Below are 24,939 nucleotides of genomic sequence, written 5' to 3'. Positions count from 1 at the left end.
TAAAATCGATTTAATCTTACACCAGCTTCTCTTTAATACGAGCAGCCTTACCAGTAAGGTCGCGCAGATAGTAAAGTTTAGCTTGACGCACATCACCGCGACGCTTCAGCACGACGCTGTCAATCAATGGGCTGTGAGTTTGGAAAGTACGCTCAACGCCCACACCGTGAGAAATCTTACGTACAGTGAACGCAGAGTTCAAACCACGGTTACGAATGGCAATTACAACACCTTCGTAAGCCTGAACACGCTCGCGATCACCTTCTTTTACTTTTACGTTTACAACAACAGTATCACCAGGAGAAAACTCAGGCAGGTTTGACTTGAGCTGTTCTTTTTCCAGTGCATCGATAATCGGGTTACTCATGATAATCTCCTAAGAGTCTATAGCTTCACAGCTAGAGTTTGTCGTATCAAGGTCTCGACGATACTCCGTCAACAGCTTCTGCTGTTCCTTGGTTAAGTTTATTGCTTGCAATAAATCTGGCCTTCTCAGCCATGTTCGCCCCAGCGATTGCTTTAATCGCCAGCGCCGAATCAACTCGTGATTACCAGAAAGCAAAACCTCTGGCACACGCATTCCTTCAAAATCTTCGGGACGAGTATAGTGCGGACAATCCAGCAACCCATCCGCAAATGAATCTTGCTCTGCTGACAGTGCATGCCCCAAGGCACCGGGCACCAAGCGAATAACTGCATCAATCAACACCATCGCCGGCAACTCGCCGCCACTCAACACATAATCACCAACGGACCACTCTTCGTCGATAACAGTTTGCAGCAAACGCTCATCAATGCCTTCGTAGCGCCCCGCAACCAACACCATATTGCGATAGCTTGCCAGCTCGGCAACACCGGTTTGATCCAGCGTTCTCCCCTGAGGAGACAAGTAGATGACTTTTGCATCATCACCCGCCCAACTTTTAGCTGCCGCAATGGCGTCGCGCAGTGGCTGAACCATCATCACCATTCCGGGGCCGCCACCATAGGGGCGCTCATCCACAGTAGAATGACGATCATGCGCAAAATCCCTCGGAGTTAAAATTTTCAACTCCACCAGACCTTGCTTGATTGCACGACCGGAAACCCCGAAATCGGCAATCGCATTGAACATATCCGGGAAAATGGAAACAACCGCAATTTTAAGCAATTGACGATTACTCCTCGCCCTTCAGCAATACCTTAATTAAAACTCGGGATCCCAATCAACGAGTATTTCACCTGCATCCAGGTCAATGCCCACTACAAATTGTTCAGGCACATATGGAACCAAGCGCTCGCGCTGATCGATACTCTCCGCATCGCCAACAACGACCAAAACATCATTGGCACCGGTCTCAAATAACTTTGAAACTGTACCCAACCGCTGGCGATGGCCGCCAAACTGTGTAAACACGACCAAGCCCTCAAGCTGGCTCCAGTAGTATTCACCATCATCCAATTCAGGCAGCATTTCGCGTTCTACCGCAATATCAGCAGCCGTATATTGGACAGCAAAATCCCGATCATCCACGCCGACGATATGCGCAACAAACGCATCACCGTGCGGACGAGCCTCATCGATTTCGATTTGCTTTACACCATGCTTGGTTTTCAGAAACCACGGATGATAATCAAACAAATTTTCTTGCGGCTCAGTGTAGGAATGAACCTTGACCCAGCCTTTAATTCCATAAACTGCGGTAATCCGCCCGACATTGACCAGATTGGATTGGCTAGACATCAGGCGTTAACCACAACAAAAACAGCAATTAAGCTGCTTTTTTACTTTCACTAACCAGTTGTTCAACGCGCTCAGACAACTGTGCACCTTGACCAACCCAGTGAGCCAAACGATCCGCATCAATACGCAGACGCTCTTCCTGGCCACGAGCAACAGGGTTAAAGAAACCAATACGCTCAAGGAAGCGACCATTACGGGCGCTGCGGCTGTTGGTTACGGTCAGATGATAAAATGGACGCTTTTTAGAGCCACCACGAGACAGACGAATAGTTACCATTGAGGTCTTCTTCCTGTATTTACTTATGGGGAAAGCCGCAGCTTTCCAGTTAAAATTCGACTTTAAGGTTAAAAAATCGTTAGTCGCACAATTAGCTGTGCGAAAGGCGCGGCATTTTAAGGGAAAGATTCAACTTTGTATAGGCAAATCATTATCTTGATTAGAAGGCCCACCCACTTTTACTATGGGGCAAGCCTTTTTAGCACCACCAGATGTTGTGTAGACCAACAAATTCGGCCTCACCCTAATCACACATATCCGCAAAACGGTTAACGAAGGTTAGGTCCACAGCCTGTACAAAGCCCGGCAACTGCAAAGACTCCAAATCTAATTTGATTTGCGACTCATCAATCAAACCCTCACCAAAATGGTAGATAGTGGCGAAGTCACCTTGCAATGCTGCCTGATCATAGGCTTGGGCCGCCGTACGCACCTGCTCGCGCCTGTCGTGGTAACGCGCCATGAGCTTTTCACCATAACGACGTTTAAGCATACGCTCTACCACATGCGGCGCAAATATGCTGGCCGTAGCATTATTACCACCAAACCCTTTGGAATTGAGAAACGCGACATCCAGAGGCTGGGAGACCACCACATCCCTGGTAGATATTTGTAATCGATCCGCGAACACATCGTCCGCCACTTTATCGATAGTCTTGATCCCGGGAATAATACCGTATTTAAAAACCCCCAAACTCGCAATTAGTTGCTCACCACTGGCAGCAGACAAAGAGTGCCCAACATAGGCCTTAACAGCAGAAACCGGCCAGGCATCAATACCAAAAACCTGCGCCACCTGATCAAAAATCTGTGATTCTGTAACCCTGTTTTGCGGCGTACTCGAACCATGCGCCTGAATGAACGACCGCTTTTTAACAGACTCTTCACCTAAAATTGCACGAGCCGATGCCACTGCCTTGGCCATGGTGACATAGTTACCGGGACCAGGTGCCGAGATAGACTTCTTAAATCCATCGGCATTAATAAACACATCACCCACAGCCCCGTGAATATCTGCTCCCAACTCAATCGCCAGCGCATCATCCATCAACACCACATACTGACTGGCTTCCGCCATAGTAAAGCCGGCATTTTCACCAAAAGGGCGGCTAGTACGACGAGGATCCGCCTCATCCGTGCCATCCAATTTTTTCAATTTATCTTCACTGGCCAATGCTCCCATGGTGGCATAACCATCAATGATTTCTGCCACTATCGGGGCCTCTGCACAGCCCACCACAGCAACGCGACATTTACCGGACGCAATATCCTCGGCAGCCGCCTGTAAATTATAAAGAAACGACGCACACGCTCCGGTAATTGCGCCGGTCTGCCCAACACTACCCAGGATGTAAGCATTTACGAAATCCGCCGGCATGGTATTTAAACCCAGTGGGCACTGCTTGGCACTGACACGCCCCCCCTTCAAACGCGATTGCAACAAACCACCAAAACCATTTTCATCCATTTGGCTCATTACATTGCTAGCGTATACAGCAACCTGATCCGGCTGCACTACCGCCATTATCTCCTGCCATTTCAACCCCATTGACTGGATTGCGTCAGACGCACCGATGACGGCTAACTGCAACGCGCGTGGATGATAATGGGAGTTGTACAGCGAGCCGGGATTGAACCCACGGGGCAACTGGCCTGCTGACTTCACGGGGATATCACGATAACTATCGAACTTAACCTCAAGAGATGCCGCGGTAACACGCACCTTATCGCCATCCAGATCTTCAATTACCCACTCGGGAGGCGGAGGCTCAGGCAGATCGCGTTTACGCAATTCAAACACTAATGTAGATTCACCACTCCCTAACGCGGCAGATTTTTGCCAATGAGCGGCATCAACATCAAAAAACGTCTTATCGATACGGCGAATTAACGTTCCATCCAGAACCTGCTCGCCATAACGCGCGGCAATATCAGCAAGACCAAGCACTTGATCAGCGGAATCCCTGTAAGCCCCATCAACGTGCGAGACCAGGCCCATCATTACAGCCAAACCAGCGAGAGTCTCCTGGCGGGACTCTTCTGGCAAACTTTCAATCACCAGTCGGCGATAAGCATGGTGCCCGGAACTGCGGCCAGCCGCGTTAAATCCACCAAACCCAACAATAACCGGTAGACGCGCAACAGACATAGGTAACTCCATTATCAAAACATTCAGATGAATGCAGTGTATGAGCATGCCAGCGCCCTGTCCCTGTCATTTTGGTCATTTTTAGTGTTAAATTGGCCATCCGCATAGCTAAAGTAGAAAGTGATGCCGACAAACCCATCGATTAGAATTCTCTTTATCTTGTGCGAACGAATGCTGACCACAAGCAGCACCCTGCCAATGGAAATGCTGCTTGCTGCGGAAAGCGCGATGCGCACCATGCAGCCTGCCGACCTACATCGCGCACTGGAAATTAAAACGCTGGGTCTAACTACCGACGCGGTAGCAACACGTACCGGTATTCGCTGGCAGCCCGATTTATCCCTAAGTGACAACCCGACTGCCGATCTGATCTACATCCCCGGCCTATGGCGCAACCCCCGCCCGATTGTGAAACAGCATACTGCCCTCCTGGAGTGGCTACACCAGCAATATCAAAACGGTGCAATTATCAGTGCGGTTGGTACGGGCTGCTGCTTTTTGGCCGAAGCAGGCTTACTCGACGGCAAAGCAGCTACCACTCATTGGCATTACTTCGATCAATTCCAAAAAGATTACCCCCAGATACAACTCAAGCGGCAGTATTTCATTACTCAGGCTGGCAACCTTTATTGCGCAGCGAGCGTCAACTCACTCGCTGACCTGACGGTACATTTTATCCAGCGCTTTTTTGGCAAAACCATCGCAAGCCATGTAGAGCGACACTTTTCCCACGAGATACGCAAAGCGTATGAGAGCAGCGGTTTTTTCGAAGCAGCTGAAAATCCGCATCCAGATGAGCAAATAACCCAAATTCAAATTTGGCTGCAGGATAATTATCATCGGGAAATTTTATTTCCACTGATTGCGGAACGTTTTGGCATGAGCGTACGCACACTTAATCGCCGTTTTAAAAATGCACTAGGGCAAACACCGTTGGAATACTTGCAAGAAATACGTATTAACACTGCAAAAGATTTATTGAAAACCAGCAACCTGTCTATTAGCGAAATCGCCGATAAAATTGGTTATGAAGACACAGGATATTTCACTCGCCTTTTTAAAAAGTATCTAGCCATTACCCCAAATGAATACCGCAACACTGTTCGAGCAAAACTATTTCGAACCTAAAAAAATCCCCGCCGCAGCGGGGATTTTTCTCACAACACTAAATTATGCCGCATTGCTTGCAGCAGGCACCACGGTCAGCTTTTCCGGAGTTTGCACGCCAATAGGAATGGTGCGCGGCTTCAGAGCTTCAGGAATAATGCGCTGCAAATCTATGTGCAATAAGCCATTTTCATAATTAGCCGATTGCACCTGAACATGATCAGCCAATTGGAATCGCCGCTCAAAGCTGCGCGCAGCTATTCCCTGATGCAGGTACGTACGCTGCTGGGTCTCAGCAGTTTTATTTGCCGAGACAGTTAGATTATTCTGATTTACCTCGATGGTTAATTCAGATTGATCAAAACCGGCCACAGCCATAGTAATTCGGTATTTGTCTTCGCCCGTTAACTCAATATTGTAAGGGGGATAAGCAGGTTGATTCTGTTCTGCGCGCGAAAGGTTGTCCAATAAATTGGCCATACGATCAAAACCAATTGCAGAACGATACAATGGAGAAAAATCAAAGGTACGCATAAAAATATCCTCTAGTGAGCAATATCATCAATATGACCCATCGGTTGATCGGGTCGATTAAGTAGTGCGATCCTCTACCGAGCCATCGCACCACTTAAATAAGGCTCATCAAGTACATTTCAAGCGCCCAGGTAAAATTTTTATTTTTTAAGCATTTCCTCCAGCGCACCAGCCAATTGTGGATAACGAAACTCAAACCCGCTTGCCAGTGCACGGGTTGGCAATACTCGCTGACTCGAGAGCAACAATGTCTTTGCCATCTCACCAAGCATAAGCATCAATACAAATGCAGGCACTCTTATTAACGCCGGGCGACGCACTGCGCCTGCGAGCGTGACCGAAAAGTCACGATTAGTGATCGATTGTGAAGAAACTGCATTTATCGGCCCCACAATTGCCGGCCGCTCGATTAAAAATAAAATCAATCGAACCATATCATGTAGATGAATCCAGGACATGAACTGGCCACCACTCCCCATGGGACCACCAAGCCCAAACTTGAAAGCAGGCAACATTTGCTTTAGCGCACCACCTTCGGGCCCCAACACAATCCCAGTACGCAACAAACACAAACTAGAGCCTACTGCTTCAAATTGCTTGGCAGCCAGCTCCCAATCGCGGCACAGCTCTGCCGCAAAATCACCGCCCGATGCTTCTCGTTCGTCGATCAATCTATCGCCACAATTACCGTAATAGCCTATCGCACTACCACTGATAACCCGAGCTGGGTAGTCGCCCCGCCCCGCAAAAAACGCAAACAGCTTATTGGTGAACTCTACCCTGCTTTCCCTGAATAACTGTTTCGATGCGGAAGACCAACGCCGCCCAGCCAAAGGTTCACCCGCAAGATTCACCAAAACATCCGGTACACTTCCGTTTAATGCCCCCAGATTGTCGATAAGACTTACACCTGCAGGTAAATTTCTTTCTGCCTTACCAGGATCACGAGTCAAAACACACACCTGATAGCCCCGCTCAATCAACAATCCAACCAGGGCTCGCCCAATAAATCCGGTACCCCCCGTAATCAGTATCGATTTCATAATCCACCCGGCTTAATCACCAATCATTTTTTACTACCTAATTAAGCAAATATCGCTCCTGATATATCAGAATCACCAAAACCATACATATTGATGAATTTGGCACGGCTTTATAAACGCTAATACCAATAAATAATAATAAGAGACCTAAATGTTATTAAGAAATTATCACGAAAAACTTGATATTTACGTTGGGATGATCAATATAGGAAGGGAGGGTCAAGAATGTTCGCGAAACTGATTCGGAACCTCAGCCCTCTAACATAAACGTTAAGGAGCTTTACGATGAAACCTGCTGTCGACGTTGTATATCGTGATTTGGATTCTTCTGCTGCACTAAACGACATCATTACCAAGAAGCTGGAAAAGCTCAATCGCTACACCGACCAAATAGTTCATAGCCGCGTGGTACTCGACATCCCCCACAACCACAAACACAAAGGTAAACAATTCAGAGCCTCCATTGAGCTGGATATCAAAGGCCATCCAGTTGCTATTACTCAGGACGATGAATCAATCCATGTTGCAGTGCGCGATGCATTTTCCAGTGCTGAACGCAAAGTTAAACAATTGGCAGCCCGCCAGCGAAATACTCGCTAATACCTGAAGGCAAAACGCCTGATAAATTTCATTTGCCCAAAATGAAAAAGCCGGGATTGATAATCCCGGCCACAGTGATGTTCACTTCACTTTAAACACTTAAAGCCATTATTTGCTAGCTTCCAAACGCTCGGATTTTTTGTTAATCAAATCATTTAAGTTCGATAATGATTGGATATGGCTGTATATCAATTCCAATCCATCTTTCTTAAACAAATCCAAGGCATCCGCATCACTCAATGCCTTGAGCTTTTCGCGCTTAACCACATAAAAGCCCATCAAATTCATATTAGAATCTTCGCGACCTTTAAACGTGATATTGGCTTGCATTGGCTCGAGCAAATTTAATTCGTGCAGACGTCTGGTGAACACCTTGGTCATTTCCGCTCGGTACTGATAGTCCTTCAGGAATTCAACAACCTCCTTGAGATGAGATGATTGATCACCATTTTCCTCAAACAGGCGGCGTCCCTTACTACCGTCTTTAATGATGGTGGTACTAGCTTCATCAATACATAACGCCAAAGTATCTGCAGATTTATCGCCCCCCAACACAAAGGGATAGCGACGAATAAACGCGGGGATATAGCGAGTTATAAATTGATTTTGGTCATTGAGCATCAGGTTTTCACCCTCTTTCAATCCCATAATCGCTAAAGGGATATATTCCCCTTCGTTGGCAGTCGCAGAAAACACAATAGGAAACTCTGCAGAAGCAAATGGAATCTCGGTAGCTAATACAGGCGCGGAAATCAGATGGGAAACAAATGAATAGTTATCCACTTGCACCGCCCAGTTGCGATGAACCTCAGATGACAGTGGTTGAATATTGTCGTAAATCATTAATTGCTTGGCCACGAGGATACCTCTGTTTATTGTCTTGGCTGGGAAAATACCGCTTCAAAGATTAAAGCAGGCACGCATGGTAGCATTTTCAAATACTCATGCCACTAGAATTCAAGGCAAGATTCACCCACCCCAGGCAGAATAAAAAGCGCACACAAAGATCAAATATCGGGCAATCATAGAGAGCTATTTAACCACGAGGAAAATTTATTTTAATATCAATCAACATATATGGACTCCTCCCGTTTGCCAACACCCGTTTCTGATTTTTCAGGATAAGACTGCAACCATATATTCGGCTTATTAATGAGCATTTTCTTGCTCTAGCCATGATGGCGATTCGCTCGCACTGTGCCGAACAACTTATCGGCTTTGCTATTCAGCAGTGAGCCCTTGTGGTTTTAGGCGTTTCAGTGCGTCGGTTTTACCTGTTTCCATCAGCAACGTTTGTTACGCAATCGTAAGATGGTGGTGCTTTTGCATCTTTGCTTTGTTGTTAACGCGAACTACTTTTTAACGGTTTGATTTGTTGGTTTGTATTTTTATGCGGCGGGTTGGTAACGTTCGCCGCGCGTCAGTATTGACCAGATGATGCGTGCGTTTTTATTGGCCATGGCGACAGTGGCAATATTTTTGTTGCGTCGAGCAATGAGTGCATTGATCCAGCGGCTTCGCTTGTCTGTTTTAGTATCGCTACACCGCATTGCTGAGCGGGCGCCGTGAATTAATAAGGTTCGCAAATACTTGTCACCGTGTTTACTGATGCCTCCTAGCTTTTCTTTGCCGCCGCTGGAGTATTGCTTGGGTACCAAACCTATCCAGGCTGCCATATCGCGGCCGCAGGTAAATTGCTTGGCATCTCCGACTGCGGTGACGATGGCAGAAGCGCTAATCGGGCCGAGGCCCTCTATCTCCATGATGCGCTGAACTCGCTCATCCTGGCTGCAATGCTGATTGATTTTATGTACGTAGCCTTGAATTCGATTGTCGATTGCATCGAGCTCTTCATGCAAATCGAAGAGTATTTCGCGCATTTTTGCGGTTAATCCATTGTCGGCATCCTCCAGTGCCTGTAGTAAGCCGCGACGCGTGGCCGGCACACCGGAATGGGCGATAACGATCCCGTATTCGGCGAGTAATCCGCGCACTTCGTTGGCAAGTGCGGTGCGAGATTTGACGAGTCTATCCCGTATGCGATGAATAGCCTGCATGTCTTGTTGCTCTTCTGACTTGATTGCAACGAATCGCATTGTTGGGCGCGATACTGCTTCACAAATCGCCTCGGCATCGCGCTTGTCATTTTTTTGGGATTTTACATACGCTTTGACATGTTGTGGGGCCATTGCTTTAACGGTATGGCCGAGTTTGCTTAGCATACGGGCCCAATAGTGGGCTCCACCGCAGGCCTCTATGCCGATTAGCATAGGTGGCTTGTTGGCGAAGTACTCGAGCAGTTCGGCGCGTTTTAGTTGCTTGCGAACAGCAACTTTTTCGTGCTCGTTTACACCGTGTAATTGGAAAACATTCTTTGCCAAATCAATGCCCATTCGTGTAATGTTCATGGTGACTCCTCTCTCCTGGTTCGACTGTTGTTGACCAATTACAGTCTGGCACATTGATGCCGTTTAGGGAGGGAGGGGTCCATGCCATTAACTTAAAAGAGCAATTTCATTAAAGCCACTAGCCCAGAACAACTGCTTACCCAAAAAAAGCCCTGACTCAGAATCCAGCCAAGGCTATCACGTTAACCTTCTAATAAATCTAACTACGTCGAACCTGTGCCAAACGGCTGACTACCGAAATAAACAGGTCAATCTCTTCACAGGTGTTGTAAAACGCAAAGCTCGGGCGCACCGTTGTTTCGACTCCGAAGCGGCGCAAAATCGGCTGGGCGCAGTGGTGACCGGAACGAACGGCGATACCTTCGCGATTCAACTCAATGCCCACCTCTTCTGTTTTATAGCCCGCCAGGGTAAACGACAGCACACTCGCCTTATTTGCCGCTGCACCTATGATGCGTACACCGGGAATGGATTGCAGTCGATGGGTGGCGTACTCCAAAAGATCGTGTTCATAACGGGCAATACGCTCGATACCCACACGCTCTACATAATCCAGCGCCGCCCCCAAGCCAACGGCATCAGCGATATTGCCCGTGCCCGCTTCAAAGCGGTTGGGGGCGCCCTGGAATACCACACGATCAAAAGTCACATCGGCAATCATATTGCCGCCGCCCTGCCAGGGCTCCATTTTTTGCAGATGCTCCGCCTTACCGTAAACCACACCTATGCCGGTTGGACCAAAAATCTTGTGCCCGGAAAACACAAAGAAGTCCGCATCCAGCGCCTGCACATTTACCCGCATATGTGATACTGACTGGGCACCATCAACAATCACCGGCACACCAAAACTGTGGGCGATATCAATTATTTCCTTGATGGGCGTAACCGTACCCAGGGCATTGGAAACTTGCGTCACCGAAATAATTTTGGTGCGGTTGTTAATAAGCTTGCGATATTCATCCAACAGGATTTGGCCAGTGTCATCCACCGGAATCACGCGAATTTTTGCACCCACGCGCTGCGCCAATAAATACCAGGGCACAATATTCGCGTGATGCTCGAGTTGCGACACAATAATTTCATCGCCCTCGCCTACCCGCTGCTTGCCAAAAGTATTGGCGAGCAAGTTAATGCCTTCGGTGGCACCGCGCACAAAAATAATATCGTCCGCCGAACGTGCACCGATAAATTTTGCCACCTTATTGCGCGCACCTTCGTAAGCATCGGTAGCGCGCGCGGCCAATTCATGGGCAGCGCGATGAATGTTGGAATTTTCGTGTTCGTAAAAATAACTGACGCGATCAATCACTGCTTTGGGCTTTTGCGTTGTCGCCGCATTATCAAACCACACCAGCGGCTTGCCGTTAACGCGCTCCCCCAGAATGGGGAAATCGCGACGGATTGCATTGACATCAAAGCCTTGTAACTCCGCTGCAAACACGTTGGTTTTTGGTGTATTGCCAAATACCGGTTGCGCACCGGAATCAAGAAAATAAAAACGTGAATCTGGCGCAGGGGTTGCTGCGGATGCAGGCGCATCAAAACGGGTAAAGCTGAATTCAGCCGCCAGCAATTGCTGCACATCTTTTTCGCCCGGCAAACCAAATGCCTGGGGAGAAACCTGGGTAGCCAGTTGATCGATTTGAATGTTAACCAAGGGATACTGATTAGCATTTTCTGCAAAATAATAGGTCGGTGCCGCCGCAGCCTGACGCTCTAACGCAGGACTGGTCACCGGTGGTGGTGCAGCTGTTACACCCGCCTGCGGCCGTGCGCCCGGATTAACCGCAGCAAGTGCTGCAGGTGTCGCTTGCAAACCGGAAATACCTGCAAAGAAGGGCGCGGCATTTGGCAATCCCTGAAATATTTCATTTGCCAAAGCCGCAAGGTTTTCCAGATTAGGTAAACCATCTGCCAGTGGAAGCCCTTGTGATGATGCGGGCGATGATCCTTGATAGTCACTCATAAGCAATTCTCAGAATTATTGTTTATACGTATCTGGATACTCGTGATACTTGCCCACATCCACATCTTCCAATACCGCTACCGCATCTTCAGTCAGAATCGCCAACGAGCAGTAAAGTGAAATCAAATAAGAAGCGATAGCATTGCGACCAATGCCCATAAAGCGCACAGATAAACCCGGGCTTTGTTGACCGGCTAAACCAGGTTGGTACAAACCAATAACGCCCTGGCGCTTGTCGCCAACACGAATCAATAAAATTTTGGTTTTTCCGTCTTCATCAATCGGTAATTTGTCCGAAGGAATTAACGGCACACCGCGCCAGGTAATAAATTGCGAACCAAACAGGCTCACGGTTGGTGGTGGCACACCGCGACGGGTACATTCGCGACCAAAAGCAGCAATCGCTAATGGGTGTGCGAGGAAAAAGCCCGGCTCTTTCCAGACTTTTACCAGCAGCTCATCCATATCATCCGGTGTTGGTGCACCTGTGAGCGTAGAAAGCTTTTGGGTTTCATCCACATTGGCCAACAAACCATATTCGGGGTTGTTGATCAATTCGCTTTCCTGACGCTCTTTAATAGTTTCAATGGTCAGGCGCAATTGTTCTTTGATTTGATCGTGCGGGCTGTTGTATAAATCTGATACGCGGGTGTGCACGTCCACCACACTGGTGACCGCATTTAAAAAATATTCGCACGGTTTATCTTCGTAGTCCACAAAGGTTGGTTTAATTTCAGATTCATCGCGCTGCGAGCAAGTCACGGTAACGCGAGTCGGATTTTTCACGCGGTTCAAACGGAAAATGCCAGCTTCTACCGGAACCCACTGCAGAAAGTGAACCAACCAGCGGGGTGTAATGGTTGATAACTGCGGCGTAGTTTTGGTCGCGTTGGCAAGCTGACGCGCTGCGTTATCACCAAGCGCTAACTGGACTTCATTTTCGGTAGACATGCCGAACTCCTTTAAATAAGAAATCAAAAAATAAAATCATGGAAATTTCACAATAAATAAAACTGAAAAAAATCAGTTAAAAACAATAAAATTCATTAGAAGAAATTGTACTAAGCCAAGATCGCATTGATCTAAAAATCGAACAACCTGCTATAGCCATCAGCAAAGAAATAAAAAAAGCGTAACCCCGTCCCGGCAATACAATTACCAGTAATAGCTTTTAAAAAAATTAAAAATATGAATAGAGTGCTAAGCGCGGATGTTGATTAATCAACACTTGCCAGCTCAGAAGTTTGCGCTTCGTTATTCAGTAGTAGTTCGCTGCGCGCGATTAAATCTGATGCGGAAAGATTGAATGCGGTTGCAATTTTGGTGATGGTGGCCAGCGAAGGAATAGCGACACCACGTTCCACTTCCCCCAGATAAGTGCGGTTTAAATCCGCACGCTCTGCCAGTGCTTCTTGCGATAAACGCCGGGTATCGCGCAATTGCTTTACCACCCGGCCAAAATACACATTAATACTCATACATCGGCCTCCTGTGGCACTTGTTGACGGGAACTGGCTTGGGTAATACTGGAACCGGGCGGCACACTGCGCGTTAACCACACATTGCCACCAATGATCGATCCCTTACCGATAGTGATGCGCCCCAAGACTGTGGCGCCGGCATAAATAACAACTTCATCTTCTACAATCGGGTGACGCGGCAGGCCCTTCTGCAAATGGCCTTTGTCGTCGGTGGGGAAAGTTTTTGCACCCAGGGTGACTGCTTGATAAATCCGCACCCGCTCACCAATCACCGCAGTTTCACCAATCACGACACCTGTGCCATGATCAATAAAAAAGCCGCGCCCTATTTCTGCACCCGGGTGAATATCAATTCCAGTTAACGAATGCGCCAACTCCGCCACAATTCGCGCAAGCAAAGGCACGCCCAACTGATAAAGCGTATGGGCCAAACGATGATGAATAATGGCAAGCACACCGGGATAACACAGCAGGACTTCATCCACGCTGCGCGCTGCCGGATCACCCTGAAACGCCGCCTGAATATCTACATCCAGGGTGCGGCGCAACTCCGGCAAGGCAGCAGCAAACAAACGAACAATCTGATTGGCTTGAAGTTTTAACGCGCTTTCATCGGCCTGTGTACTTAGAGCATGTGTATTTTGCTGGCGAGCAAAATAAATCAGCACCAACTGCACCTGGCGTAACAGCTCATTCAACGCTGCATCCAGAGTGTGGCCTACATAGTAATCTTCCGTTTCTTCACGCAATTCCTGTGGCCCCAAACGCATAGGGAATAACGCACCACAAAGCTCACGAATAATTTGTTGCAGTGCATCGCGCGAGGGCAATTCACGCAAGCCAGGTTCACGCGAACGGCCACGCTGCGCACGCCAATCAGTGCGCGCATTGCGCAGCTCCTGCACGATTTTATCCAGCTCCCATGCTGTGTTGCTGCTTACTCCTCCCAGTTGTGAATTCAACTGGCAAATAGATGTGTTCAACAATTCCGGTGGGTGATTAGCACTCATACAACTCAATCCTGCACCTATTTAATCCTGGACCCAAGGCAATCCACGCTGACGCCAACCGCTAACAGCACCGCGCTGCTGGCGTTCATCCAAATCGCCTTCAAAGCCTTCGCGCACATTAAACACCCGGATAAAACCCGCGCTGGTCGCCGTAGTGGCCGCCGCTGCCGAGCGCTTGCCACTGCGGCACAAAAATAGAATCACGGCATCTTTCGGCAATTTATTTTCCAGCTCGCGGAGAAAGCGCGGGTTCTTGATTAATGCCGGGCCTGTCTGCCAGGCAATGTGTAATGTATTGGGCACATGGCCAACAAATTTGCGTTCTTCCGCTGTACGCACATCAATCAAATGCGCTTGCCCACCAATAAATAATTTCCAGGCATCTTCCGGCAACACACCACCTGCGTAAGTTAAACCGGCAGCCTGCGCTTCTTGCCGGGCAATGGCCAACAACTCGGGCAGTTCTTGCCCGGTGGTTTTTTCTGCGGCAACTGCTGAGTTATCAATAGCAGTAGTTAACTAAATCACTGTCATGGCTCCCCCTCCACAAAGTGTTTAATTTCAAACACCTTATTTCTAGATATTTAATCTGCATATTTCGTTCAACATCGAGCGTTAACAGCTTGCTGGTTGTACCTGATGTGGAGGCCAATATAGTGACGGCTATAGCCGATGGGAAAGAATATATCTCTATATCCTTATAATCAGTTTTGCGTAGGGATCACCGTTATAAGCTAGGAATATTTAATTCTTTCATAAACTTTTTTCTACTCTTTATGATGCGAGCCCGGATATATTTTATTGCAAGGCCGACGCTATGCCCTTAACCGAATTGATGAATTATTTTAACGATCAACTACAAACCCAAGCGCGTTTGCGCGAATTACCCAAGACCGGATTTTTTAAAGCAGACAACCAATACTGGGCGCGTTTTGGCAATTTAATTCTGGGCAGCCAGTTCGCAGAAATATTATCCGCAAACGATGATCAATTAATTGGTCACTATGCTGATTTATTTGTGCGCTCCAGTACCGGCAACCTATTAAATATCGACAACATAGTGAATGCACTGGAAGACAAGGAACAAATCATCCATCTGGATCGACTGGTAAGAACCCTGCACTCGCTTAACTATTTGCAGCAACACGATGGATTTAAAGGTCTGCTGGCACTGCGCGTGCAATCACGCCACATCCTTAGCGTAGCCAATGAACACGGAAAAACGTTTGAGAAAATTTTAAGTGATTGCGGCCTGGGGCCGGAGCGAGTGGTATTGCACACAAAATTGGTTGATGTGGATAGCCTGGCCCATTTCCAACAGGCACTCAGCAATTATCGCGAGCGCCAATATCGTATTGGTATCAGCCTGCAGGATGCACGCGATTGGGAAATGCTACGTTTGCTGGAATTGCAACCCGATTATATTTTTTCCAACCCGGTACTGGTACAGCAATTAGTGGATAACCCGAATAATCCGCTAGGGTCCACCCGTATCCTCGTGGCAGCTTCTGGCGAATTAAGCCAATACCAACTTGCGCAGCTGTCCAGCACTCGCTTTGAAGGCTATGTGCAACTTCAACCTACCCAATCAGCAACCAGTTACACACAATTGCACGCAGAACATTCTCAATTACCTGCGAAAAAACAACCCGAATTTGCACAACCGCATGAAATTAAACTCGATGATGAACCACGTTTGGCCGGTTAAAAAATAGCGATCCCGGGGCTATTCAATAGAGGAAGTTAGATTTATCGCCATGTGCCAGTTATTAGGAATGAGTTGTAAGCAGCCCACCAGTATTGGTTTTTCCTTTGAAGGATTTCGCGCACGCGGCGGCCTAACGGATGAACACAAAGACGGCTGGGGTATCGCATTTTATCGCGACCAACAGGCACAGGTTTTTCTGGATGAAGCACCCGCGGCAGAGTCACGCCTGGCGGAAGCCATTTACAACACCAACCTGCGCTCCAAAACCATTATTGCGCATATTCGCAAGGCGACAGTGGGGGACGTAAAGCTCAGCAATTGCCACCCGTTTAGACGCAACCTTTGGGGTAGCGATTGGCTGTTTTGCCACAACGGCGATTTAAAGGGATTTAATCCAAGACTGGATGGCGATTTTATCCCTGAAGGCGATACCGATAGTGAGTTAGCATTTTGCTATTTGCTGCAACAGCTAAACCACCATTTACCTCAGGGCATAAGCAATGCCTCAGCGCTGTTTCAATGGTTAAACCAATTCAGCAAAACCGTCGCGGCTTTTGGTACTTTTAATATTATGCTGTCCAATGGCGAATGGTTATACACCTACTGCTCAACCAACCTCGCCTATGTTGAGCGCAAGTTTCCGTTTAGCAGGGTCACCTTGATTGATCGCGAACTATCGTTGGATCTAGGCGAGCACAATAACCAGCACGATCAAATGATTGTTATTGCCACCAAGCCGCTAACGCTCAATGAAAACTGGACAGTATTTCAACCGGGAGAAGCGCGCTTGTTTAAAGATGGAGAATTATATTTGGAACAAAACGGTTAAAAGAGATCGCTGCAGCCTTATTAATTAATGCTGCAGCGAAAAGGGTCCTATCGACAAATGGTGCCCATGATCCGCGGAGATTCTCCTTCACTATTACGTGGCTTGATACCGTACAGCGTAATTCGCGCTTGCTGACCAGGATTGATGCGCGCCTCGTTCGCACGATTTACCGCAACATAAGGATTACGCCCCGAAACATTCGCGCCGTTCGCATACGTCAAGTAAGTCCCGTCGGTGTACTGCCAATTCACTGACCACCCGTCAATGACTTGTGTGCTGGTATTCGTAATCTCAATTGACGCACTAAAACTACGTCCACCCTGGCTAATAATGCGATAGCTGCACTGAGCCAAACCCGCACCCGATGCAATGCTGGATGAACTTCTTACCTGACTACTCACCTGGCTGCTCACCGCACGGCTCGACGTACTCATTATGGATGACCTGGCACTTGTACTCGTTACCAGCATACTGGAGGCCGCACGACTTGAACTAATTACAGGCCCTTGAGACGAGCGACTGCTCGAACTCAACGTTTGTGGTGTTGAACTTGCGCGACTGGATGACATTTTGCTGGACGATATGCTTGATGAACTAATCGTTGATGAGCTAACACTTGATGAACCAACAACTGCCGAACGAAATGCGGAGAGTTCATTTTTAACATTATTCAATGCCTGGGCAGCATGCGCTTCGTCGAGCTGTCCAATCGCTACACCACACGGAGCCCCCAAACAACTCACGTCGGGATTAGAGAACTTTGCCACACGGCCACTCGCCTTATTCACGAACAGCCATGAGTAAGTCATTACTGTTCCAAATAAACCATCGACACCATGACCCAGCGCGTAAGAATAGCGCGCACCACCAGTATCACCTTGCTTACGGGAGTGATTCAAACCCATGTTGTGACCAAGCTCATGCGCCATTACCAACGGGCCGCAATCTGGACCAACAACATTCCAGGCCCACCCTGCACTAACAGCCATGTAGCCAATACCGCACTCACCCGTTTGATGCAATTGTGTTACAAAATCGGCGCCGTATTGGTTGCGTAAGCTAACTGCTGTCGCATCCTCTCGCAGGCTGGTTAGTACTGCAGACATATCAGCGCCCGCCTGCTCATGAGCAACAGCACCCACTAAACGTAGCTGTAAATCTACGTTGCTGTCTTTATAAACATTGTTGATTTGCGCCACCCAGTTTTGCATCGCAGTTTCAACTTGCTGATTGAAATAATTCGCGCTGTGAGAATCATAAAGTACTAATAAATCTACACTGGCAGCCTGCGCTTGTGGCAATGCCAACAACGGCAGGCCGAGCCATAGAAAAAACGATTTAAAGTGGTTAAGTCGCATAGAATTTACCCTGCGTAATTATTCGTCTGTTGGTAAAAGAACATCAGTAGTGTGGGGATCTTGCTTAAAAAGGGTTTCACTTGAGGCAATCCAACCCTGAGTGTCATTTGCCTGTAACACCACATGCCCTTGGGGTGTATCGATACCGGCCAGACTCAACCCAGGCCCTTGGGTAATAGTGACGCGCAAGGGCTCTGCGCTACCAAGAATATGACCGTGGAGAGTGAAACCTCCGTTAGCCAGAGGCTCACGCGAGTCCACTTGCATTTGCAGTTGCATGCCCAACTGTTCAAGCGGCAAATCCAGTTCATCACCCGGGAGTAAAATTTGTAGGCGCTCGGGATTTAATTCGATAAAAGCGCGACCGTCGTTGCGTTGAGCATTCGTGATTGGCAAACCATCCGGAATAGCCGCAGATGCTTCCCACGCCGTCGTTTGGGCCAGCTGATCAAGGACATCGCCAGGAGAAAACTCGCGATAGGGATAGAGTTCACGTAGGGCGTGCAATCGCGCATCTAACGTCGGATAATTGGAATTATTCGAGAGTGCGCGATATCGGTCATGAAAAGGATCCGCGCTCACCGGAGCCGATGGGAGAAGCTTATCTGATGCTGTCTTTTGCTCGGGCACCAAACTGCGTTCGAGCGTACCGCTCGCCACTGGCATGTCTGGAACCCGGGTTTTCTCCGGGGTTTCTACTCCCACAAAAAAATAGCCCAGCGCTAATATCACCAAAAGCGCGCTAATCAGGAATGCTTTCATTGTTCACCCCAAAACCCTATGCACTATTCAGGCGAGCCCTCTTGGAATCACCGCAGCGACATCGTTTATTATTTCGGGGCCGATTCTAGGGCGACAACAACCACCAAAAGGCAATCCAATTCACAGAGTTATTTAAGGGAGAGAGAAAATAATCGAATTGCAATGCAGTGCATGGCAACGATGAAGACTAGTTCGCGAATGAAATGTAAAAAATTACAACAACAAAACCTAAGTTCAAGCTTGTCGTTCTTACAACACAATGCAGCGCAACCAAGTGCGTCGTTTAATATCCTAAATCCAATACCGCCTCAGGCGCCGCGACAATCACCCAAGCAAGCAAGCCAGACACAAACACCACTAAAAACAATGCCAGCCAGATTTTGGAAGACTCAATTGAACGCGCGCCTTCCAATCCGCGACGCGGCTTTTTGCCGGTCACCATGGCTTTGATCAGATTCTCACGTTTTACCAATACATAAAACAAAACCGCAGCAACATGAACTCCGACAGCAGCAAGAATCCAGTAAAACAATTCTTTATGGATGCCCGTCAGCTTCAAACTCAACTCATTATCAATGTAACCATACAAAGGGCCAACATTAAAAATTTCATCGTTGGCGAATAAGCCGGTTACCGCCTGCACCAACATGACGGTTAACAACAACAGTACCATAAGCGCACCGAGCGGATTATGGCCCGGGTAAGATTTGGCTTTGTTAGCGGCGAGATGTTTGGCATAGCGCAGACTTTCAAGGGGATGACGAACAAAATTGACGAACTGCGCGTGGTGCGTCCCAAAAATTCCCCAGAGGATTCGAAACCCCACGAGGATCACCACGAAATAACCTGACCATAAATGCCAGGTAAAATAACTCACTCCCGCCCAGTTACTCAAATAGGCAACAATAAACGAAGCAACCAATAACCAGTGAAACACACGCGTAGGCAAATCCCAGACATGCAAATGGGCTTTCCCGGAATCAACCGGCGTTTCAATCTCAAGACTTTGGGTGGGTTCAGCAAATGGATCGGACATAGTAGGAGCTGCACGCTAAGCGGGATTTAATGAATATCTAAGCTGGCACAAGGGCCAGCATAGATTGGACAACAGTGGGCTATTTTTCCTTGTACTTGTCGTGGCAACCTTTACATCCCCCAGCAACTGCTTTAGCCGCCTCCTTAAACGCATCAGACGCAGTAGATTCCGTCGCTGCAACTTGAGCCAGGTTTTTTGAATTGGCTACAAACTCTTTCAACAACTTGTCAAAGTCTTCTTTTTTAGAGAAGGCGTCGGCTTTGGTTTTGGTTTGTGGTGTACCCAGATTGGACTCCGCCGGGAAAGTACCGTCCAACAATTCACTTAAAAAAGCAACGCGTTGTGCACGCTTTACGATTTCAGCCTGATTGTAAGCAGCCTTACCCTGCAGAACTTCACCAATCGGCTTGAAGTTATTGGCGATCAACAAAAATGTCGCTTTGCGTACAGAAATCGCTTGCTTGGCCGCATCCGACGCGGCTGCTTTCGCAGGTTCATCTGCCGCGAACACACTGGCACTACCCGCAACGAGGCAAGCAGCACCCAGAATTTTTAACGATGTTACAACGCTGGCTACACGAGTCATTAACAGTTTTCTCCTAAGATCTATGTCTGTTGGTTATTCATCAGCTAACCGGTACGGCTATTTCAATTTGCACACTTGTTGCGTTAATTCATCACATGAGTAAACCAACTACCCATGTTGCAGGGAACACTGCAACTCGCGTGCCGATTAAAATTCTTATTTTAATTGTATCGAAATACGCAACTATTAAAGATACTCACACATACGGGAAACATGTATGTGGAGGATTGCCCCCTTACCTGTGAACCCCACGGCCGATATCAGGACCGAACGAACACTAAAAGATGTGCTCAAGAAGCCCCTGGAAAGGCATATGAAGCATTCATTTTTAGCATTTTTTAGCGTGAATAAACAGAAAAATCTGTATTCACATAAAATATCCACAATTGTAAAGAACACTAATTGTATGCAGAAACCAACCCATCCCAGGTACAAGAATAACCGCTATCTATCACACAACAAGATCTGCCTCTTGCTGACTAAATATGCGCCCTAGCCCCCCATCCAAAAAGCTCCACAGTGAAATTGAGTGAAAATTACTACAGGGGAATATATAGTTATGAGCCTTGTTCTATAAGGAAGAATCTATATGAACGGCAGCTGTCTTTGTGGTGGTGTTAAATTTAGCTTCGCTAAATTCGATGGTGGAATTGCAAACTGCCATTGTTCAATGTGTAGAAAATTTAGCGGAGCTGCATATGGAACCTTCGGCACGGTGCGCACTGAAGACCTGAATTGGGAATCAGGTTTTGACCTTATCAAAATTTTCAATTCGTCTGAGAAGGCCCATAGAGGGTTTTGCTCAACTTGCGGTTCAAGCATCTTTTATCGGCTATCGACACCCGATGCCCCGTTTGAAATTGCATTTGGCCTATTAGAATCAGAACCTGTTGAATCACCAACCGCCAATATATATTGTGCAAACCGGCCTAAATGGCCTCGCAACATCGATGAACTCCCCAATTTTGAGGAAGCGAGAGTGATGAAGAAGTAGGATTTTCACTACTAACCGATTGTGTAATGCCCCACTAGATGCGAGCCATCCAGGCAACAGACTTAATTTCAAAAGGATAATTTTATGAAGAAGCTATTTTTCATTTTGCTAGCTGTAGTTTCCATCCACGTCCAGGCTGCGGATCACCCCAAGGCGCCACTGGATGTAGTTAATGCCAGAATGGCGGCTTACAACAACCATGACTTAACCAGCTTTCTTAACACCTACTCTGACAGCATCCAAATATTCACCTATCCGAACATACCATTAGGCAAGCCCGGCAAAGAGCACCTCGCTTTTATTTTTGAGCCGATGTTTAAAGAAAAAAGCGTGAGCGTGAAGATACACAGCCAAATTACCCAAGGTAAGTACGTAATAAACCATGAAACCGTGACTTATGAAAAAAAAGAACAAAAGTATGTATCCATCTATGAAGTTGAAAACGGCCTAATTAAAAGTGTTCAGTTTTTAAGAGAATAAATCCGTTGCCCAAAGGTCTGACTTTGAAGGCTGTGTTCTAAGGAGTTGGTGATGTTATCTGAAACTGAAATCGAAAAAAGATTCCCAGTTTGGGATGCGCTATCCGATCTCTTCCTGGATACCGAGCTAGACGAATCATCCCATAAACATATTGCCAGAGTTATTTTGGAGTCTGGTTTTACCCCTGAAGAAATTCACCAGATCTTATGGCATGAGGTGTTTCCCAGCGTTGGCGACAACCTGCGAAGTGTTGCTGGTGAATGGGCAGGGTTCAACCCCGAATGGCTCAAATCCAGAATTTTGTTCGTTATATCGCAAGACGCACCGCCAATGTCACCTGGAGGCATAATTTCAGTTAAATCGTTGATTGAGATTACCCAACAAGAATGGTTAAAGGTTTGTGGTCACTTGCCAACCGATTATTATGAAAAATTATTGGATGAAAGCAAGATATTCCCAGCCACCATATTAAACACACCCAGAGGTAGCCGAGTGACGACTGACGTAACAGTTATTAATGCCAGCAGAAAAACATCAACTACTATTATTATTTTTTCAATGATATTTGTGGGGCTGGGTATCTGGCTTTTATCGCAGGATAGTCAAACAATTGAATTACCCAATTTCGGTTTCACTTTACTACATATAGCAGGTGGAATCAGCGTATTGTTTTTCGGTTTATGCGCAATTTCTGGATTTTGGCGATTATTATCAAAAAAGCAGGCACTTGAGCTAAATGGCAATGGGATAACGATATTTACCGCCGGCCCATCTGTCCTAATTCCTTGGAGAGAGATAGAGGGATTTTCTGTATTCCGATTAAATAATCAAAGTTTTTTAGTGATCAATTTATACAACCCGGAATCACATATTACTACGGGAGGAAAATTTCGCCAAAGGCTTGCCCAGGCTAGCTATGATATTTGCGGCAGCCCATTCTCAATATCAGCCAACTCGACAAACTTAAACATCCTTGAACTATCTGATCTTTGCGAAAAATATCTTTCCCGTTATGGATCAAAACCAAACGCTACCCTCAATTTTCACCTATCAGTAGATAAAATTGAAAAATCCAAATAATTTTATTCAGTCAATATAAATTGAATCTATTCTTTAAAGCCTTGGCAGGATTTATTAATGAGCGATACAACTACCGTTCCCTACGACCTATTGGTAAAAAAAATAGCTGATCGTTTAATACTTGCCGGTATCGCGCCAGAACAGGCGCAGATTGAAGCAGAGATTATGAGCGAAGCGGATTTGCTTGGAGTACCCTCACACGGTGTACGCATGTTGCCGCCGCTGCTTAAAGCACTTTCCGAAGGGCGTGTGACGATTAATCCGCAATTTAATTATGTTCGCCAGTTTGGCGCTATTGCGGTATTGGATTGTAACAATGGGCCGGGGCGCTATGCCTCTGCCAAAGCTATGCAACAGGCGATGGATTTGGCAACAGAATTTGGTGTGGGTGTTTGCCTTGCGAAAAACACTACGCACTGGGGGCGCGCCCATGCTTATGCCAGCCGCGCGGCGCAAGCGGGCTTTATCGGCATGTGTACCACCAATGCAATTCCCACCATGGCCATTGGCGGAGCCAATAAAGCGGTGATTGGTAACAACCCTCTCGCGATTGGTATTCCTGGTATTAATCCGCAAGAGCCGGCCGTGCTGGATATGGCAATGAGCCAGGCGGCGGTGGGTAAAGTGGGCACCTGGTTGCGTGAAGGGAAAAGTTTACCCGGCAATTGGGGAATCGATGCACAGGGCAACCCCACCAATGATGCCAAAGCGATTTTAGGCGGTGCAGTGTTGCCCATGGGCGAACACAAAGGAGCTGGTTTGGCAGTGATGTTTGAATTGTTGACCGCCGCCTTGGCCGGTGCCGCATTTACCCAGCAAATTCGCAGCAACGACGCCAGTGGCCTGGACCCGCTCGCAAGCAAAATATTTATTGCGCTTAACCCGGAAGCATTTCTTGAACCTGGCGAATTACAACAACACGCCGCTTCGTTTATTGCCTATTTAAAAACAGATGCTACACCCTTCACCTACCCCGGAGAACGCGGCTGGCAAACGCGCGACAGACAATTAATTACCGGCGTAGAAATACATCCGGAAATTGCGCAGCAATTAAATAGTGTTGATGTCTTTTTTTAAAAGATGTCGAAACGCGCCTTCGGCTTTTCCAACCTACATTGCAATCTAAACGTAGGTTGGAAGAGCGCAGCAACTTCCGACTAGATTGTTAACAAATAATTTCTGAACACTTTCACTGCGCTGCCAATTTCTCTACCGCCGCCAGTGCTTGCTTGACGTTATCAGTCGGTGATACACCGCTGATAGTAGAAGAAATTTTTCCATCTTCAGTAATGATAAAGGTAGTGCGCTCTGAAAAACCGTGGTCGATGGCTTTGCCGCGACTATCCACTTTGCCTGGCGCTGAATCGCGTACATTTAATTCAAAGGATTTAGCCACCTTGCCTTCCGGGTCAGATGCAACAGCCACCTTGCCCGCGCAATACTCCGGGTCTGATGAGAATTCATTCAGGCGTTCGATACTGTCCAGCGAAACACCAATCACCGTTGCGCCAGCCTTGGCAAACTTATCACTGCTTACCGAGAAGCTGTGCGCCTGCAGATTGCAGCCATTGGTATAGGCTGAAGGATAAAAGTAAACTACCACCGGGCCGGATTTTAATTTTTCCTTAAGCGAAAAATTAAATACCTTACCGGCCAAAGACGCCCGCAGGGAAAACTCCGGCGCGTTCTGGCCAGTTTCCAATGCCGCCAGAACTGGCAGCGCCAGCAATCCGCCAGCAATACTCACCACAAAGGTGGTTAAATACGATTTTCCGACTGCAAATTTCATAGTGAATTCCCTAATTAAG

At 47.3% G+C, this 24,939-nt stretch carries 27 protein-coding genes; 8 read left to right on the top strand and 19 right to left on the bottom strand.

The window, feature by feature from the left end:
- Positions 1–16 precede the first annotated feature (16 nt).
- From rplS to D0C16_RS00700, 5 genes are all read right to left on the bottom strand, one after another.
- Positions 17–367: a 50S ribosomal protein L19 gene (rplS, locus tag D0C16_RS00720; RefSeq protein ID WP_039912035.1), complete on the bottom strand. Its 351-nt coding sequence runs from the start codon at positions 365–367 to the stop codon at positions 17–19.
- A 9-nt stretch (positions 368–376) separates the two neighbouring features.
- Positions 377–1,150, bottom strand: coding sequence for a tRNA (guanosine(37)-N1)-methyltransferase TrmD (gene trmD, locus D0C16_RS00715; protein WP_225318849.1), 774 nt, complete (start codon positions 1,148–1,150; stop codon positions 377–379).
- 36 nt (positions 1,151–1,186) lie between these two features.
- Entirely contained in the window at positions 1,187–1,723 is a 537-nt protein-coding gene (gene rimM / locus D0C16_RS00710; RefSeq protein WP_191968619.1) for a ribosome maturation factor RimM, read from the bottom strand.
- A 28-nt stretch (positions 1,724–1,751) separates the two neighbouring features.
- Positions 1,752–2,000, bottom strand: a complete 249-nt coding sequence (rpsP, locus tag D0C16_RS00705; RefSeq protein ID WP_151030563.1) for a 30S ribosomal protein S16 — start codon at positions 1,998–2,000, stop codon at positions 1,752–1,754.
- 244 nt (positions 2,001–2,244) lie between these two features.
- On the bottom strand, positions 2,245–4,149 hold the full coding sequence (locus tag D0C16_RS00700; protein WP_151030562.1) for a beta-ketoacyl synthase: 1,905 nt from the start codon (positions 4,147–4,149) through the stop codon (positions 2,245–2,247).
- A 171-nt stretch (positions 4,150–4,320) separates the two neighbouring features.
- On the opposite strand from D0C16_RS00700, the gene D0C16_RS00695 reads away from it, so the two are divergent.
- A complete protein-coding gene (locus tag D0C16_RS00695) occupies positions 4,321–5,277 on the top strand; it encodes a GlxA family transcriptional regulator (protein ID WP_370458200.1) in 957 nt (318 codons plus the stop codon).
- 42 nt (positions 5,278–5,319) lie between these two features.
- Here the strand turns inward: D0C16_RS00695 and D0C16_RS00690 are convergent, their stop codons facing one another.
- Both D0C16_RS00690 and D0C16_RS00685 read right to left on the bottom strand, forming a co-directional pair.
- Positions 5,320–5,790 (bottom strand): Hsp20 family protein, encoded by a 471-nt coding sequence (locus D0C16_RS00690; protein ID WP_151030560.1) that lies wholly within the window; start codon positions 5,788–5,790, stop codon positions 5,320–5,322.
- A 140-nt stretch (positions 5,791–5,930) separates the two neighbouring features.
- A complete protein-coding gene (locus D0C16_RS00685) occupies positions 5,931–6,833 on the bottom strand; it encodes a TIGR01777 family oxidoreductase (RefSeq protein ID WP_151030559.1) in 903 nt (300 codons plus the stop codon).
- 285 nt (positions 6,834–7,118) lie between these two features.
- Here D0C16_RS00685 and D0C16_RS00680 point away from each other — a divergent pair, with 285 nt between their 5' ends.
- Complete coding sequence (locus tag D0C16_RS00680) at positions 7,119–7,433, top strand: HPF/RaiA family ribosome-associated protein (RefSeq protein ID WP_151030558.1); 315 nt, start codon at positions 7,119–7,121, stop codon at positions 7,431–7,433.
- 108 nt (positions 7,434–7,541) lie between these two features.
- Here the strand turns inward: D0C16_RS00680 and D0C16_RS00675 are convergent, their stop codons facing one another.
- The 7 genes from D0C16_RS00675 to D0C16_RS00645 all read right to left on the bottom strand — a co-directional run bounded on the left by D0C16_RS00675 (position 7,542) and on the right by D0C16_RS00645 (position 14,751).
- Positions 7,542–8,291, bottom strand: a complete 750-nt coding sequence (locus tag D0C16_RS00675; protein ID WP_151030557.1) for a SapC family protein — start codon at positions 8,289–8,291, stop codon at positions 7,542–7,544.
- A gap of 530 nt (positions 8,292–8,821) precedes the next feature.
- On the bottom strand, positions 8,822–9,841 hold the full coding sequence (locus D0C16_RS00670; RefSeq protein ID WP_151030556.1) for an IS110 family transposase: 1,020 nt from the start codon (positions 9,839–9,841) through the stop codon (positions 8,822–8,824).
- 199 nt (positions 9,842–10,040) lie between these two features.
- Complete coding sequence (locus tag D0C16_RS00665; protein ID WP_191968618.1) at positions 10,041–11,807, bottom strand: family 2A encapsulin nanocompartment cargo protein cysteine desulfurase; 1,767 nt, start codon at positions 11,805–11,807, stop codon at positions 10,041–10,043.
- 15 nt (positions 11,808–11,822) lie between these two features.
- Positions 11,823–12,758 carry a family 2A encapsulin nanocompartment shell protein gene (locus D0C16_RS00660; RefSeq protein ID WP_151030555.1) on the bottom strand — a complete coding sequence of 312 codons (936 nt, stop codon included), beginning with the start codon at positions 12,756–12,758 and terminating at the stop codon, positions 11,823–11,825.
- 266 nt (positions 12,759–13,024) lie between these two features.
- Entirely contained in the window at positions 13,025–13,285 is a 261-nt protein-coding gene (locus D0C16_RS00655; RefSeq protein ID WP_151030554.1) for a helix-turn-helix domain-containing protein, read from the bottom strand.
- Positions 13,282–14,298 (bottom strand): serine O-acetyltransferase EpsC, encoded by a 1,017-nt coding sequence (epsC, locus tag D0C16_RS00650; protein WP_225318848.1) that lies wholly within the window; start codon positions 14,296–14,298, stop codon positions 13,282–13,284. The genes D0C16_RS00655 and epsC overlap by 4 nt, the downstream gene beginning before the upstream one ends.
- A gap of 21 nt (positions 14,299–14,319) precedes the next feature.
- Positions 14,320–14,751: a rhodanese-like domain-containing protein gene (locus tag D0C16_RS00645; RefSeq protein ID WP_225318847.1), complete on the bottom strand. Its 432-nt coding sequence runs from the start codon at positions 14,749–14,751 to the stop codon at positions 14,320–14,322.
- Positions 14,752–15,115: 364 nt separating this feature from the next.
- Here D0C16_RS00645 and D0C16_RS00640 point away from each other — a divergent pair, with 364 nt between their 5' ends.
- Together D0C16_RS00640 and D0C16_RS00635 are read left to right on the top strand one after the other, a co-directional pair.
- The gene (locus D0C16_RS00640) at positions 15,116–16,006 is read left to right on the top strand and encodes a hypothetical protein (protein WP_151030552.1); all 891 of its coding nucleotides are present in this window, start codon (positions 15,116–15,118) and stop codon (positions 16,004–16,006) included.
- Between the two features lie 67 nt (positions 16,007–16,073).
- The gene (locus D0C16_RS00635; protein WP_255481972.1) at positions 16,074–16,835 is read left to right on the top strand and encodes a class II glutamine amidotransferase; all 762 of its coding nucleotides are present in this window, start codon (positions 16,074–16,076) and stop codon (positions 16,833–16,835) included.
- Between the two features lie 47 nt (positions 16,836–16,882).
- Here D0C16_RS00635 and D0C16_RS00630 read toward each other — a convergent pair whose 3' ends face one another.
- From D0C16_RS00630 to D0C16_RS00615, 4 genes are all read right to left on the bottom strand, one after another.
- Entirely contained in the window at positions 16,883–18,193 is a 1,311-nt protein-coding gene (locus D0C16_RS00630) for a cellulose binding domain-containing protein (RefSeq protein ID WP_151030550.1), read from the bottom strand.
- An 18-nt stretch (positions 18,194–18,211) separates the two neighbouring features.
- Entirely contained in the window at positions 18,212–18,955 is a 744-nt protein-coding gene (locus D0C16_RS00625; RefSeq protein ID WP_151030549.1) for a hypothetical protein, read from the bottom strand.
- 283 nt (positions 18,956–19,238) lie between these two features.
- A complete protein-coding gene (locus tag D0C16_RS00620; protein ID WP_151030548.1) occupies positions 19,239–19,991 on the bottom strand; it encodes a cytochrome b/b6 domain-containing protein in 753 nt (250 codons plus the stop codon).
- 79 nt (positions 19,992–20,070) lie between these two features.
- Entirely contained in the window at positions 20,071–20,577 is a 507-nt protein-coding gene (locus D0C16_RS00615) for a cytochrome c (protein ID WP_151030547.1), read from the bottom strand.
- A gap of 589 nt (positions 20,578–21,166) precedes the next feature.
- On the opposite strand from D0C16_RS00615, the gene D0C16_RS00610 reads away from it, so the two are divergent.
- The 4 genes from D0C16_RS00610 to D0C16_RS00595 all read left to right on the top strand — a co-directional run bounded on the left by D0C16_RS00610 (position 21,167) and on the right by D0C16_RS00595 (position 24,208).
- The gene (locus D0C16_RS00610) at positions 21,167–21,571 is read left to right on the top strand and encodes a GFA family protein (RefSeq protein ID WP_151030546.1); all 405 of its coding nucleotides are present in this window, start codon (positions 21,167–21,169) and stop codon (positions 21,569–21,571) included.
- A gap of 84 nt (positions 21,572–21,655) precedes the next feature.
- Complete coding sequence (locus D0C16_RS00605; protein ID WP_151030545.1) at positions 21,656–22,051, top strand: nuclear transport factor 2 family protein; 396 nt, start codon at positions 21,656–21,658, stop codon at positions 22,049–22,051.
- Between the two features lie 51 nt (positions 22,052–22,102).
- Complete coding sequence (locus D0C16_RS00600) at positions 22,103–23,131, top strand: STM3941 family protein (RefSeq protein ID WP_151030544.1); 1,029 nt, start codon at positions 22,103–22,105, stop codon at positions 23,129–23,131.
- Positions 23,132–23,188: 57 nt separating this feature from the next.
- Complete coding sequence (locus tag D0C16_RS00595) at positions 23,189–24,208, top strand: Ldh family oxidoreductase (RefSeq protein WP_151030543.1); 1,020 nt, start codon at positions 23,189–23,191, stop codon at positions 24,206–24,208.
- 112 nt (positions 24,209–24,320) lie between these two features.
- Here D0C16_RS00595 and D0C16_RS00590 read toward each other — a convergent pair whose 3' ends face one another.
- The gene (locus tag D0C16_RS00590) at positions 24,321–24,920 is read right to left on the bottom strand and encodes a peroxiredoxin (RefSeq protein ID WP_151030542.1); all 600 of its coding nucleotides are present in this window, start codon (positions 24,918–24,920) and stop codon (positions 24,321–24,323) included.
- Between the last annotated feature and the right edge of the window lie 19 nt (positions 24,921–24,939).

This window comes from Cellvibrio sp. KY-GH-1, from assembly GCF_008806975.1.
Taxonomy (GTDB): domain Bacteria; phylum Pseudomonadota; class Gammaproteobacteria; order Pseudomonadales; family Cellvibrionaceae; genus Cellvibrio.
This window is presented reverse-complemented; position numbering and strand designations above follow the sequence as displayed.